The sequence below is a fragment of the Chryseobacterium sp. VD8 genome (assembly GCF_037149975.1).
Lineage (GTDB): Bacteria > Bacteroidota > Bacteroidia > Flavobacteriales > Weeksellaceae > Chryseobacterium > Chryseobacterium indicum.
In genome coordinates this window covers 1-14,488 of record NZ_JBBCQL010000109.1, presented here as the reverse complement: position 1 = coordinate 14,488, position 14,488 = coordinate 1, and the positions used below count along the sequence as shown (strand labels likewise).

Below are 14,488 nucleotides of genomic sequence, written 5' to 3'. Positions count from 1 at the left end.
TTCATTTACAATCAACGTAACAGGAGGAAAAGCACCTTATAAATATTCTATCGACGGAGTAAACTGGCAGGATTCCAATGTATTCACAGGTCTTCCGAGAGGTGAAAATAAAGCTTATGTAAAAGATGCTTATAACTGTAGTCCGATTAGTGTTCAGGTAACTGTTCCAAATCTTCTGAATGCGATCACACCAAACGGAGATAACAAAAACGACTACATCGATTATTCTGCTTTGGCTTATAAAAAAGATCTCGTTTTCACGGTTTACGACCGATACGGAAACATGATTTATAAAGCAGACAAGATCCGAAATTACACCTGGGACGGAACTTCCGGTGGTAAGAAAATTGTTACAGGAACATACTGGTACACGATTACATGGACAGAAAATGACAAAAGCAATACACAGACGAAATACAGTGGCTGGGTTTTGGTTAAAAACATTCAGTAATAATTCAATCTGATTTTCAGAACATTAAATCACCTCAGTTTTGAGGTGATTTTTTTATTCTCTTTGCAAAGCCTTTCTGAATAAAGGTTTCAAAAGTTATCCACAATTTTTTGTTAGTTACTCCGTTTCATTTGCTTTTCAAAAAAACTATCTTTGCACTATTATGGCGCAGAAAGAAACATTATCTTCTTTGACGAACGGAAATTTTGCAAAAGAACTCTCCATTGCAGACGGGAAAATGCCTCCCAATGCTCTGGATTTTGAACGATTGGTGATTGGTACTTTTTTAATTGATAAAAAAGGACTCGATCATTCGATAGATTTGCTTACCCCTGAAGTTTTTTACGATCCGAGACATCAGGTCATATTTTCTACCATTTTAAAATTATACGAAGGCAACCAGCCTGTCGATTTAATGACGATTATTCAGGAGCTTAAAAAAGAAGGCAAGTTAAGCTCTGCCGGCGGAGACAGCTACATCATCGATCTTACGATGGGAGTAAGTTCTTCTGCCCATATTGAATACCACGTCCGCGTTATTCTTGAAAAATATATTCTTCGAAGCTTAATTAATGTTTCGGCAAACGTAATTGACGCATCCTATAAAGAATCAACAGACGTTTTTGAACTTCTGGATAAAGCCGAACAGTCTTTTTTCGAAATCACAAACGGAACCATTAAAAAAGGATTCGATACTGCCAATTCATTGGTAAAACAGGCAATCGACACCATTAAATCTCTAAAAGATAAAGAAGGACTTTCCGGAGTTCCTTCCGGTTTCCGCGATGTAGATAAAGAAACCGGAGGTTGGCAAAACTCCGACCTTATTATTATTGCAGCACGTCCGGCGATGGGAAAAACAGCATTCCTTCTGTCGATGGCAAGAAATATTGCAGTGGGACACAAAATTCCTATGGCACTATTCTCGCTCGAGATGGCATCGGTACAGCTTATCACAAGGATGATTGCTTCCGAAACAAGAATTTCATCAGAAAAACTCCGAAAAGGAACACTGGATGATGAAGAATGGGAAAGACTCTTCTCCAATGTTTCCGAACTGGAAAATGCCCCTTTATATATTGATGAAACACCTTCCCTGTCTATTTTCGACTTCCGTGCCAAATGCCGAAGACTTGTCATGCAGCATGGTGTAAAGCTCATCATGGTCGATTATCTTCAACTGATGACTGCCGGAAGCGGCGGAAAAGGAGGAGGAAACCGTGAACAGGAAATTTCCATGATTTCCAGATCCTTAAAAGCCATTGCCAAAGAACTTAATGTTCCTGTCATTGCACTTTCGCAGCTTTCTCGTAGTGTGGAGACACGTCCGGGGAAAAGACCTCAGCTTTCCGATCTAAGGGAATCCGGAGCAATCGAGCAGGATGCCGATATTGTATCTTTTATTTTCCGACCGGAGTATTATAAAATTACGGTTTGGGATAACGATGAGGAAGGACAGGAAACCTCAACAGAAAATCAGGCGGAATTGATTATTGCAAAACACAGAAACGGTGCAACTGCCGATGTGCGTTTATCTTTCTTAAAACATTTTGCGAAATTCGGTGATATTGAGGCTGCTTTTGACGGCGGAATGAGCGGAGGAGGATATCCTTCCAACTTCGGAAAGCCTGAACCGAGCGGTTTTGATAAAATTAAAACAACAATTCAGCCGGGCGCAGCTTTTGATCTTCCGGACAGTTCAAAACTTTCAGGATCTTCAATGAATGATTTTGATGATGACGACGATTTTCCTTTTTAAATTCAGGACTAAGGCTAAGATTTAAAAATGAAAATTGAAATATACACCGACGGAGCCTGCAGCGGAAATCCCGGAAAAGGCGGGTACGGAATTCTCATGCGCGTCCCTGAAAAAAATTATCAGAAAACATTTTCCAAAGGCTTCCGGAAGACCACCAACAACAGGATGGAACTTCTTGCTGTGATTACCGCTTTGGAAAAACTGAAATCTCCGGACAACGAAATTCATATTTATACAGACAGCAAATATGTTGCGGATGCCATTAACCAGAATTGGTTAGCCGGATGGATCAAAAGGGGCTGGAAAAACGTGAAAAATCCTGATTTGTGGAAAAAATTTGTCGTATTATACAATCTGCATAAACCAAAAATGCACTGGATAAAAGGTCATGCCGGTCACTTTGAAAACGAACTATGCGACAAACTTGCCGTAACCGCTGCTGCTTCAGATAATTTAGAAATCGATACTTATTTCGAAAATCCTGAAAGCAATACTTTATTTTAATTAACAATTACAGCTAATCTTCGGAAAAATTTTCAACATTCTTTCAGTTTCTTTACCATTTATTATAAAATAAATACTAAATAAGACAAATTTAATATTAAATACATATTATTTAATCAGGATTTAATATATTTACACGTCTAATTTTAAGTATGCTAATAAATGAATAAAAAACTACTCCTTTATTTATCCCTCTTCTTATTTTGCTGCTTCGGAAAAATTTCGTCGCAAACCTATCAGCTTACCGGAAATCCTGTAAACACCACAGGCTGGAACATCGTTCCTTCTGCGGTTGTAAATACAGACTTTATACAACTTACCGCTGACCAGACCAGTCAGGTAGGAGGTATAAAATTAGACTCTCCTATCAATCTTAAATATTGCGATAAATGGAGAGTGGAATTTGATTTCAGAATCGACGGAAACGGTACAGCTGCCTACGGAAGAGGAGATGGTATTGCTTTTTGGTATCTGGCAAATCCACCCGCGTCTTACACATCTGGCGGAGGATTAGGAATTCCTGCAAACTCTACCGGCTTAATGGTGGGATTTGACATTTTTAATAATACCACAGAAGCACAGATGAGTAAAGTCCATATCTTATATGGAATAAACAACACGGCAGGATCAAATATCGAATACAATACGACTCCCGGAAGTACATTTCACTCTCCGGATCTGAATCCGACACAGCCTTTCGTAGGAACTACTTTCAGACACGTTGAAGTTAACGGACAGGTAAATCCTGCGGCTCCTGCAAGCTGGATCATTACGCTTAAAATCGACGGAACTACTATTGTAAGCCAATCATTTGCCCCTTCCGGAGCTGCGGCTACCATGACGACCGGCTATTTTGGCTTTTCTGCTTCTACAGGAGGAGCGAGTGCAAGACAATCAATTAAAAATGTAAAAGTTTATATAGACAAAGTCGCGCTTAACCAGACGTTGGTTACAGATACTTTCTGTCCGAATCCTGCAACAGGACAAGGAACGGTAAATTTAACATCTTATCAGGGACAGTTTGTAACCAATCCTGCCAATTATACGTTCTCATACAGTGTAGGTGGAACTCCGATTACGAATCCTACCAACTATCAGTTCAGTGCGAATACTTCAGTTTCTGTTTTAATTAAAGACAATACAGGATTGCTTTGTGATAATCCGGACGGTAAAATTCAGTTAAACCTTTCTCCTTTCACAGCAACCCCTGCAACACTTACGGAATGTAATAACAACAATACAGGAACAGCCACATACAATCTTACGCTTGCGAATGTGAACGAACCAACGGGTTCTACCAAGAAATATTATAAAAATATGGCGGATCTAAACGCCGGAACCAATGAAATTACCAATCCTACAGCCTACACTTCTGCTGCGGGAACCGTATATGTAAAAGTAACCACCCCTCTTGGCTGTCAGGGTTCTACTGCAATTACCTTAGCATTTTACCCTCAAATTGCCACAACAGACGCTACTCTGGAATCATGCTTTATCGATAATGCACCGACAACAGGTTTATTTAATCTTACACAGGCAGTTGTAACTTCTGCAACGGGAGTTACCAAAAGATATTTTAAAACACAAGCGGATGCTTTAGCCGGAACCAATGAAATTCTGAATCCTGCAGCTTACGTAAGCACATCATCCGTAGTGTATGTAAGAATTACGAATGTTACCAATTGCTGGACACTTGCAAAAATTACATTAAAAGTTTTAGCGCCGATTTATTCTTCCGTATTAAAAGATAAAATCATCTGTATTGATGCCAAAACAACTTTAGATGCAGGAACCGGATTCGACAGCTACTTATGGAGCACCGGGGCAACCACACAATCTATCACGAATGTAACGCCCGGAATTTATTGGGTACAGCTGAAATCAGGAAGATGTACAACACAGCAGACTGTAATGGTAAATCCTTCGCAGCAACCTGTAATTGCTACAATTGATATTAAAAACAACACGATTACCGTGAATGTAAAAGGCGGAAAAACACCATATCAATATTCTTTGGACGGAATAAACTGGCAGGATTCTAACGTCTTCACAGGTCTTGCAAGAGGTGAAGTTGTAGTGTATGTAAAAGACGCCTACAATTGTACACCGATTCATGTTCAGATAACGGTTCCGAATCTCCTGAATGCCATTACTCCCAATGGAGACAACAAAAATGATTACATTGATTATTCCGCATTAGCATATAAAAAGAATTTAGTATTCACGGTGTATGACAGATACGGAAATAAAATGTACGAAGCCGACAAGATCCGAAACTACAAATGGGACGGAACTACGGGAGGCAAAAAAGTAATGACAGGAACTTATTGGTACACCATTACCTGGAATGAAAATGACAAAAACAGCACTCAGACCTCTTACAATGGCTGGGTTCTGGTAAAAAATATAGAATAACACTTTTTAAAGATCATTCGAAAAACGGATGATCTTTTTTTATGCCTTATTTAGAAGAAATATTTTATTTTAAACTTATTTAATTCGCATTCAATTCTTAAATTTGAATTATGAATTATTTAGAGGCTTTAAGCAGAAGATACTCTGTAAAAAAATTTAATAACGAAATTATTCCTCAGGAAACCCTGCATAATATTCTTGAATCCGGAAAATTATCGGCAAGTTCTCTTGGTCTTCAGCCTTACGAAATTCTTATCGTGGAAAGTGAGGAGATGAAGCAGAAATTAATTCCTGCATTCTACAATCCGTCACAGATTTCCACCTGTTCTCATCTCATTGTTATTGTTTCCAAAAAAATCGTGGACGATAATTATATTAACGGTTATTTCCGGCATATTTCCAAAGTAAGAGAAACACCGCTGGAAAAACTGGATCTTTTTAAAAACAGCATCAATCAGCATATTAATCAAAAAACACAGGATGAAATTTTCAGCTGGGCAGAAAAACAGTCTTACATCGTTCTGGCGAATCTCATGTACGCTGCCGCGATAGAAAATATAGACACCTGTCCAATGGAAGGCTTCCGTCAGGAACTTATCGAAGAAATTCTGGAGATAAATACTGAAACCGAAAAAGTAAGCGTAACGCTCGCTTTAGGCTACCGTTCGGAGGAAGATCATTTTCAGCACATGAAAAAAGTAAGAAAACCAAACGAAAAATTGTTTAAATTTATTTAACTATTTAGACAATTGTCTTAAACTAAGGATATGATAAAAGCGGATGTATTAGTAATCGGTTCCGGAATTTCGGGACTTTCCTATGCCATAAAAGTTTCTGAGCAGCTTCCTGATGCCAAAATAATCATCGTAACAAAATCGGACGAAGATGAAAGCAACACCAAATACGCACAGGGCGGTCTTGCAGTAGTTACAGATTCTAAAAATGATAACTTCGAAAAACACATTGCCGATACAATGCGTGCGGGAGACGGCGAAAACAAACGCGATGTGGTGGAAATGGTAGTTAGGGAAGCTCCTGCAAGATTCAATGAAATTGTAGACTGGGGCGCGAATTTTGACAAGAAAAACGGCGAATTTGCTTTAGGAAGAGAAGGAGGACACACCGAAAACCGAATTGTACATCACAAAGATATCACAGGTTTTGAAATCGAAAGGGCACTTTTACAAACCGCAAAAAGCAGTCCGAATATTGAGATTCTCGATCATCATTACGTAATTGATATCATTACGCAGCACCATGTTCCCGGAAAAGAATTAAATGAAGGCGACATCCATTGCTACGGAGCCTATATTCTGGATGAAAAATCCAAAACCATTAAAAAAATTACATCCAAAATAACACTTGTTGCAACCGGAGGAGCAGGACATGTTTACAAAAACACCACCAATCCGACGATCGCAACAGGAGACGGAATCGCTTTTGTGGCAAGAGCAAAAGGAAAAGTTTCCAATATGCAGTACTATCAGTTTCACCCGACAGCTCTGTACAGTAAGCTTGATGGTATGTTGTTTTTAATTTCTGAGGCCGTTCGTGGAGACGGAGCCAAATTAAGAACCAAAAGAGGCGAAAAATTCATGCACAAATATGATGAGCGTGAAGAGCTTGCTTCCAGAGACATTGTTGCCAGAGCTATCGATGCGGAAATGAAAATTACCGGAGACGAATTTGTAGGGTTGGATTGCCGAGAAATGGATCATGAAAAATTCCTTGAACATTTCCCGAATATTTATAAAAAATGCAAAGACGAAGGAATTGATCCTTTCAGCCAGCTTATTCCCGTTGTTCCCGCCTGTCATTATCTGATGGGAGGAATTGAGGTTGACCGCGACGGTCAGTCTTCCATCAGAAATCTTTTCGGAGTGGGAGAATGTACCAATTCCGGACTTCACGGAGCCAACAGACTAGCTTCCAACTCTTTATTGGAAGGATTAGTTTTCGGACACAATGCTGCCATGAAAACCGTTGAACTTTTAAACGAAAATAATTTCAACTTTGATGACCTGAAAGCCGTTCCGGAATGGAATGAAGAAGGAATGAAAATCATGGATGAGATGGTAATTATATCTTACCTCAGAAAGCAGCTTCAGGAAATGATGAGCGATCTGGTAGGAATTGTACGAAGCAACCGCCGTCTGAATATGGCTTTGCAAAAACATCAGGAAATCGCTGCCGCAGTGAACGAAATTTACCACTACTCTATTCTTTCGCCACAGTTATCGGAACTGAGGAATTTAACAACCGTTGCCCACCTCATCATTACCCAGTCTATGGAAATGACGGAGAATAAAGGTGCGTTTTATAATAAAGATCTGGCTTAAGAATAGCAAATACGGAGTATGGAAATCTTCAGTCTGAGAATTTTAACCATCATGAATCTTTTAAACTTTTTAAGAGTCATGTTGATTTTTATCGTTCTCGTCGTACTTGGTTTTCTTATTTTTGGAAGCAAGCATCATGATGAAATCTATTTTCTGGGCTGGATGTTCATTTTAGCGGCTGTATCTTTTGGGGTTCGATTCTTTAATTATATAAAGAAAAATATCATTTCAAGAGCAAAATATCCTCTTCCATTAAATCTATTGTGCAATATACTTACAATGGGAAAACCTTACTATTTCGGAAAAGATCAATTCGATCTGGATGAAATTATAAATGATAACAAACTTCCTCAGACATTTTATTATATTAACAATCATCAACATCCGATTTTAGAATTTAAAAGAGATAAACTTCTTTTTCATGGGACGGAATATCAGTGGAAAAATCTGAACTGGAAATATTTTCTGTACATAGAAAATCCTGATACTTATAAACCGCAAGGAAAATATTTAATAGAATTTACAGCAATCAATCAAGACAATATCCGAATAAAAAATAAAATTGAATTCGAAAAAATAAAAGCTGATGAAAATGAAGTAATTTTGCTTTTTGTGATTCACGATTTGTTATTCGGAACAAAAGCATCTTATTATTACTAAAATTAAAAATATGAAAAGACCGGCATACGTTACAGATAAAGCTTTAAAACAATTTATTAAAAACGCCCTTGAAGAAGACATTCAGGATGGCGATCATTCTACGCTTTCCACGATTCCCAAAGATCTGGAACAAAGTGCAAAACTACTGGTAAAACAGGATTGCATTCTAGCCGGAGTGGAACTGGCTGAAATTATTTTTAAAACTTTTGATAAAAACTTAAACATTGAAACTTTCGTAAAGGATGGTGATGCTGTAAAGGTAGGAGATATTGCTTTTATTGTAACCGGAAGTGCAAGATCTATTCTTTCAACGGAAAGACTGGTTTTAAACTGTATGCAGCGAATGAGCGGAATTGCAACATTAACGCATGACTGGGATTCCAGGCTCATCGGAACCAAAACAAAACTTCTGGACACCAGAAAAACAACTCCAAACTTCAGGGTATGCGAAAAATGGGCTGTTGCCATTGGTGGTGGAACCAATCATCGATACGGACTTTATGACATGATCATGCTGAAAGACAACCACATCGATTATAACGGAAGCATTACCAATGCCGTAAAAATGGCAAAAGACTACATCAAAAAGAATAAGAAAAAGCTTAAAATAGAAGTTGAAACCAGAAATCTGGATGAAGTTCAGGAAGCTATTGATGCGAAGGTAGACCGAATCATGCTGGATAATATGGACGTAAAAACCATGAAAAAAGCTGTAAGCTTAATTAATGGCTCCTGTGAAAGTGAAGCTTCGGGAGGAATTACCCGCGATCAGCTTAAAGAAATTGCTTCTACAGGCGTTACCTACATCTCTGCAGGAGCACTTACTCACTCAGCAGAAAATATAGATTTAAGCCTCAAAGCCGTGAAATAGCATTGAATTTTTGTTAAAAATGATCCCCTTTTGTTAAAAACTCAATAATGTGATTTTTTTCATGCGAAATATCAATTATTATTCAATACATTGTAAACCAACATTTTAAACCTTATTAAGAACCTTTAAAAATTAACATACAGTTAATATTAGTTAAAATAAATTTCCTCAATTTTGCAGAAAATTAAATCTAACTATTACTAACGATTATGAAATTAATCAACAAATCAATGCTAACTGCGATAATCACATTATCTACAGCTAGCGTTTATTATGCTCAACAGGTTAAGGACACAGTTAAATCAACTAGGTCTAAAGACATTGACGAGGTAGTGTTAATTGGAGTTGCTGATATCGCAAAAGATAGAAAAACTCCTGTAGCAGTTTCAACAATCAAAGAAGCGCAAATCGTTGAAAGATTAGGAAATCAGGAATTCCCTGAAATCTTAAATACAACTCCATCTGTATATGCAACAAAAGCTGGTGGAGGTTTTGGAGATTCTAAAATTAACATTAGAGGATTCGCACAGGAAAATATTGCCGTTATGGTAAATGGTGTCCCTGTGAATGATATGGAAAACGGAGCTGTTTATTGGTCTAACTGGGCTGGACTTTCCGATGTAACTTCTGCAATGCAGGTACAAAGAGGTCTTGGTTCTTCAAAATTAGCTATCGCTTCTGTTGGAGGTACAATTAACGTTCTAACAAGAGCTGCTGATAAAAAACAGGGAGGAATTGTTTCTCTAGGTCTTGGTAATAATGATTATCTAAAAACATTATTTGCTTACAATACTGGTAAATCTGCAAAAGGATGGTCTTCTTCATTCTTAATGAGCAGAACTGCCGGATCAATGTATGCAGACGGAACTGAATTTGAAGGATATAACTATTATTTTGCCTTAGGATATCAGCCAAATAAAAAGCATGATTTCCAGTTTACAATTACGGGAGCTCCTCAATGGCACAATCAGAGAACAACCTATTCTACTATTCAAAATTACATCAAATATAATTCTGATAATGACGGAACTCCTAACAGAAGATATAATGCAGATTGGGGCTGGAGAAATGGTGACGTTTTATCAAACAGAGTAAACTACTATCATAAACCAGTAATGTCTTTAAACTGGGATTGGAATATCAGTTCAAAATCTAAATTAAATTCAGTATTCTATGCTTCTTTTGGTAGAGGTGGCGGAACAGGTGATTTAGGTAGAATTCCAACAGGTGTAGGTACTGCGACAGGAGGAGTAAATTCTTTCGTTGATGCAAACGGACAAATTGCATATGACAGAATTTTCGCTACAAATGCAAATGTTAATATGAATACTTCAGCTGCAGGTGCTACTTTAGTAAGAAGATCATCAATTAACTCCCATAACTGGTTTGGAGCGATTATTAGTTTCAATCATAAAATTAATGATAACTTAAACTTCACAATCGGTACAGATGACAGATATTATTACGGATATCATTATCAGGTAATTTCTGATCTTTATGGTGCAGCAGGATACAAAGATAATACTAACAAAAACTTTTATACTTCGCCAGGAAACTTATATACTGTAACTCCTAGAGTAGTTTCTAATACATTTAAGGCTGAGCCTACTTTCAATCCGTTCGGAGGAAAGAGAAACAGTATGGATGATATGGTAGGATATAAAAATGACGGTGAAGTTTTATGGTATGGTGGATTTGGTCAGCTAGAATATTCTAGTGATAAGTTATCTGCATTCGTTTCTGGAGCTTTATCTAACCAGTCATTCCAAAGAATCGATCACTTTATCATCGATGGAGTTACCCTTTTAAATGGTCAGCAAGCAGGTTTCAGAAACTCAGCAACATCTACCGCTATTGCTCAGCCAACCGCTACAAATCCATTATTGTATGAAAAAACAGGCTTTAAAGATATTGTAGGATATAATGTAAAGGCAGGTGCTAATTATAACATTAATGATCAGCACAACGTTTTTGTAAATATCGGATATTATTCTAAGCAGCCTTTCCTTAATGCTGTTTACCCAAATAACAAAAACTACTTAAATCCGAACTTAACGAATGAAAAAATCTTCGGTGTTGAGGCAGGATATGGATTCCGTTCTGGTATCTTCACAGCTAATTTGAACCTTTACAGAACTGAGTGGAGAGACAGATTCTTAAGAAGAGGTAATCTATCTTATACTTATCCTGACCCGGCTAATCCAAGTTCAACAATTTCAACAACGACTGCTTATTCAAACCTTCAGGGAATTACAGAAATCCACCAAGGATTTGAAATTGAAGCAAATGCTAACGTTCACAAAATGTTAAGCCTGTTCGGTATGCTTTCTGTAGGTGACTGGTATTATAAAGGTAATGCACAAGGAAATGTATTTAGTGAAACAAATGAACTAATCAGTGCAGATACTCAGACACTTTATATAGATAAAGTTAAAGTTGGTGGAGCAGCACAAACTTCAGCAGCAGTTGGATTTACATTCAAGCCAACAGACTGGTTCTCATTCGACGGAACATATAGAGGGATTAAAAATTTATATGCTAACTTAAACCTTCTTAACTTCTCAAATCCGGATGCAGGAAACCAAGGTGCTTTAGAATTACCTTCTTATGGTTTAGTTGATTTAGGAATATCTTTTAAAATTAAATTAAACAATCCTAAACAATTCTTTACGATTAGAGGTAATGTTTATAACTTGCTGGATAAGACTTACATTGCAGAATCTAATACAAACATCAAAACCGGATTAACTCTAGATCAGTACATTGCGGTAAACAGACCTCTTCAATCAACACCATTAACCACTGCTCAGATTGCAACATTAACGTCTAACTATCAGGCGTACCAAGCAGCAGGAACATGGAATGGAGTAAGCCAACAAAACCAAGTTTATTTCGGATACGGAAGAACATGGTCTGCAACACTTTCATTTAACTTCTAATAAATACATAAATTAGATTTTATAAATATCAATCCCGGCTTTTCGCCGGGATTTTTGCTATATTTGTGTCTGAAAAACAGAAAAAAATAAATATGGACTTTTACAACATTTTACTTAATGCTCACAAAGGATTCGGATATCTGGAAATTCTTTTGGTGACGCTATTTGTTATTGCACTTTTAGCAACCATGTTCGGATTCAGTGGAAAAGTAAATAATTTCCTTAAAAAGACTACTCTTTTTACAATGATCTTTTTCCACGTTCAGTTTCTATTGGGGATTGTGATGCTGATCATTAATTTCTCAAATGGTTTAAATATGGGTGAAGTGATGAAAAACTCAGCATTAAGATTTCAATATGTAGAACATCCGTTTTCTATGCTGATCGCCGCTGTTTTAATGACGATCGTTAACAAAAAAGTAAAAACAAACCCTACGATTTCTTTAGGAGTCGTAATCATGGGATTAATTGCCGTAGGTTTATTTGCATTCGCGTTCCCGTGGGCGAGAGTCTTCGGGGCATAAATATATTAACAAAAATAATTTTTAATTAAATCAATGAAAGTAGCTGTAGTAGGTTCAACAGGAATGGTTGGACAAGTTATGCTTAAAGTTCTCGAAGAGAGAAACTTCCCTATCACCGAACTAATTCCGGTAGCATCCGAAAAATCTGTAGGTAATAAGGTGAAGTATAAACAGGAAGAATTTACGATAGTAAGCATGAAAGACGCTATAGCTGCCAAACCGGATATTGCTATTTTTTCTGCCGGAGGCGGAACTTCTCTTGAATTCGCTCCGCTTTTTGCTGAAGCTGGAACAACAGTAATCGACAATTCTTCAGCATGGAGAATGGATCCTGATAAAAAACTGGTGGTTCCGGAAATCAATGCAGATATATTGACGAAAGAAGACAAAATTATTGCAAATCCGAACTGTTCTACTATTCAGCTAGTAATGGTTTTAGGACCTTTGAACAAAAAATACGATTTAAAAAGAGTCATTGTTTCCACTTACCAATCCGTAACAGGAACCGGTAAAGCTGCTGTAGATCAGCTAAACGGAGAAATCAGCGGAGACGATTCTATCGCAAAAGTATATCCGTACCAGATTTTTAAAAATGCATTGCCGCACTGTGATGTTTTTGCAGATGACGATTATACGAAAGAGGAGATTAAATTAATGAAAGAACCTAAGAAAATCTTAGGGGACGATACCTTTAATTTAACAGCCACCGCAGTAAGAGTTCCGGTTCAGGGAGGACATTCTGAAAGTGTAAACATCGAGTTTGAAAATGAATTTGATCTTGACGAAGTAAGAAAAATCTTATCTGAAACTCCCGGAGTTGTTGTTGTAGATAACGTAAAAAACAACGAATATCCGATGCCATTATATTCGGAAGGAAAAGACGAAGTCTTTGTCGGAAGGATAAGAAGAGATCTTTCGCAGCCCAAAACCCTTAATCTCTGGATTGTGGCAGACAATCTGCGAAAAGGAGCCGCGACGAATGCGGTACAGATTGCAGAATACCTTGTAGAAAACAACTTAGTATAAACTAACAAAACCAGAAAGAGTCTCAGAAATGAGATTCTTTTTTTTATCAAACCTATGAACCTTCATAAAAATAAAAGTAAAGATAAATTAGCCTTTCAGAAACTGATTGCCGCCTTTGGGATCATTCTATTCATCGGAAAGATTATCGCATGGAAACTGACGAATTCCGACTCCGTTTTTTCTGATGCCATGGAAAGTATCGTAAATGTTATCAGTGCATTTATGGGGCTGTATTCGCTCTATCTGGCGGCAAAACCTAAAGACGAAGACCATCCTTACGGACATGGTAAAGTGGAATTTGTAACTTCCGGAATAGAAGGTGCTTTAATTGCCATTGCCGGAATCATGATTATCTACGAAGGGATTCACAGCTTAATTGTCGGGAAAGTTTTAAATAAAATAGATCTGGGGATCTGGATCATTGCTGCAACCGCTATTATCAATTACCTGTTGGGTTATATTTCCATTAAGAAAGGAAAAGCAGAAAACTCCGTTGTTCTGATCTCTTCCGGAAAACACCTTCAGTCTGATACATTAACTACACTTGGTGTAGTTGCAAGTTTAGTTATCGTCTATTTCACCAAAATCTATTGGTTGGATTCTGTAGTTGCACTGGGCTTTGGAGGATATATTATTGTTGTGGGCTATAAAATAGTCCGGAAATCGCTGAGCGGAATTATGGATGAACAGGATCCCGATCTTCTGGAACAGATCATCCAGATTTTGGAAGAAAGCCGGAGAACAGAATGGATTGATGTTCATAATATGAAAATACAGCAATTCGGGGCGAATCTTCATATTGATGCGCACATTACTTTACCGTGGTATTACAGCCTTCGTGACGCGCATAACGAAATGGAAAAAATGATTATTCTTTTAGCAAAAAATACAAAAAGAAGTGTAGAATTTAATTTTCATATGGACGATTGCAAACCAATTTCCTGCCCTGTCTGTCAGATATCCGATTGTCCGGTACGCGAAAAAGAGTTTGTAAAAAGAG

Annotated in this window: 12 protein-coding genes; all 12 read left to right on the top strand. The window is 37.5% G+C overall.

What is annotated here, in order from left to right; all coding sequences use genetic code 11:
• Nucleotides 1-451: T9SS type B sorting domain-containing protein (locus tag WFK35_RS12955; protein ID WP_336732940.1), on the top strand; the 451-nt coding region annotated here is incomplete at its 5' end.
• Between the two features lie 163 nt (nucleotides 452-614).
• Nucleotides 615-2,210, top strand: a complete 1,596-nt coding sequence (dnaB, locus tag WFK35_RS12950; protein WP_336732939.1) for a replicative DNA helicase — start codon at nucleotides 615-617, stop codon at nucleotides 2,208-2,210.
• Nucleotides 2,211-2,237: 27 nt separating this feature from the next.
• On the top strand, nucleotides 2,238-2,714 hold the full coding sequence (rnhA, locus tag WFK35_RS12945) for a ribonuclease HI (RefSeq protein ID WP_214588235.1): 477 nt from the start codon (nucleotides 2,238-2,240) through the stop codon (nucleotides 2,712-2,714).
• Between the two features lie 162 nt (nucleotides 2,715-2,876).
• Complete coding sequence (locus tag WFK35_RS12940; RefSeq protein ID WP_336732938.1) at nucleotides 2,877-5,129, top strand: T9SS type B sorting domain-containing protein; 2,253 nt, start codon at nucleotides 2,877-2,879, stop codon at nucleotides 5,127-5,129.
• A 110-nt stretch (nucleotides 5,130-5,239) separates the two neighbouring features.
• Nucleotides 5,240-5,866 carry an NAD(P)H-dependent oxidoreductase gene (locus WFK35_RS12935; protein WP_336732937.1) on the top strand — a complete coding sequence of 209 codons (627 nt, stop codon included), beginning with the start codon at nucleotides 5,240-5,242 and terminating at the stop codon, nucleotides 5,864-5,866.
• 30 nt (nucleotides 5,867-5,896) lie between these two features.
• The gene (nadB, locus tag WFK35_RS12930; protein WP_214588232.1) at nucleotides 5,897-7,468 is read left to right on the top strand and encodes an L-aspartate oxidase; all 1,572 of its coding nucleotides are present in this window, start codon (nucleotides 5,897-5,899) and stop codon (nucleotides 7,466-7,468) included.
• 18 nt (nucleotides 7,469-7,486) lie between these two features.
• The gene (locus tag WFK35_RS12925; protein ID WP_336732936.1) at nucleotides 7,487-8,128 is read left to right on the top strand and encodes a hypothetical protein; all 642 of its coding nucleotides are present in this window, start codon (nucleotides 7,487-7,489) and stop codon (nucleotides 8,126-8,128) included.
• Between the two features lie 10 nt (nucleotides 8,129-8,138).
• Nucleotides 8,139-8,999, top strand: coding sequence for a carboxylating nicotinate-nucleotide diphosphorylase (gene nadC / locus WFK35_RS12920; RefSeq protein WP_336732935.1), 861 nt, complete (start codon nucleotides 8,139-8,141; stop codon nucleotides 8,997-8,999).
• A gap of 209 nt (nucleotides 9,000-9,208) precedes the next feature.
• On the top strand, nucleotides 9,209-11,938 hold the full coding sequence (locus WFK35_RS12915; RefSeq protein ID WP_336732934.1) for a TonB-dependent receptor: 2,730 nt from the start codon (nucleotides 9,209-9,211) through the stop codon (nucleotides 11,936-11,938).
• A 92-nt stretch (nucleotides 11,939-12,030) separates the two neighbouring features.
• A complete protein-coding gene (locus tag WFK35_RS12910; protein ID WP_214588228.1) occupies nucleotides 12,031-12,462 on the top strand; it encodes a hypothetical protein in 432 nt (143 codons plus the stop codon).
• Nucleotides 12,463-12,495: 33 nt separating this feature from the next.
• Nucleotides 12,496-13,488, top strand: a complete 993-nt coding sequence (locus WFK35_RS12905; RefSeq protein WP_336732933.1) for an aspartate-semialdehyde dehydrogenase — start codon at nucleotides 12,496-12,498, stop codon at nucleotides 13,486-13,488.
• Nucleotides 13,489-13,542: 54 nt separating this feature from the next.
• On the top strand, nucleotides 13,543-14,488 hold a 946-nt coding region (locus tag WFK35_RS12900), incomplete at its 3' end, for a cation diffusion facilitator family transporter (protein WP_336732932.1).

What these genes read in the sequence shown, in the direction of transcription:
- WFK35_RS12910 (WP_214588228.1), top strand. Translation starts at nt 12,031, where the DNA reads ATGGACTTTTACAACATTTTACTTAATGCTCACAAAGGATTCGGATAT.
- rnhA (WP_214588235.1), top strand. Translation starts at nt 2,238, where the DNA reads ATGAAAATTGAAATATACACCGACGGAGCCTGCAGCGGAAATCCCGGA.
- WFK35_RS12935 (WP_336732937.1), top strand. Translation starts at nt 5,240, where the DNA reads ATGAATTATTTAGAGGCTTTAAGCAGAAGATACTCTGTAAAAAAATTT.
- WFK35_RS12905 (WP_336732933.1), top strand. Translation starts at nt 12,496, where the DNA reads ATGAAAGTAGCTGTAGTAGGTTCAACAGGAATGGTTGGACAAGTTATG.
- WFK35_RS12940 (WP_336732938.1), top strand. Translation starts at nt 2,877, where the DNA reads ATGAATAAAAAACTACTCCTTTATTTATCCCTCTTCTTATTTTGCTGC.
- dnaB (WP_336732939.1), top strand. Translation starts at nt 615, where the DNA reads ATGGCGCAGAAAGAAACATTATCTTCTTTGACGAACGGAAATTTTGCA.
- nadB (WP_214588232.1), top strand. Translation starts at nt 5,897, where the DNA reads ATGATAAAAGCGGATGTATTAGTAATCGGTTCCGGAATTTCGGGACTT.
- WFK35_RS12915 (WP_336732934.1), top strand. Translation starts at nt 9,209, where the DNA reads ATGAAATTAATCAACAAATCAATGCTAACTGCGATAATCACATTATCT.
- nadC (WP_336732935.1), top strand. Translation starts at nt 8,139, where the DNA reads ATGAAAAGACCGGCATACGTTACAGATAAAGCTTTAAAACAATTTATT.
- WFK35_RS12925 (WP_336732936.1), top strand. Translation starts at nt 7,487, where the DNA reads ATGGAAATCTTCAGTCTGAGAATTTTAACCATCATGAATCTTTTAAAC.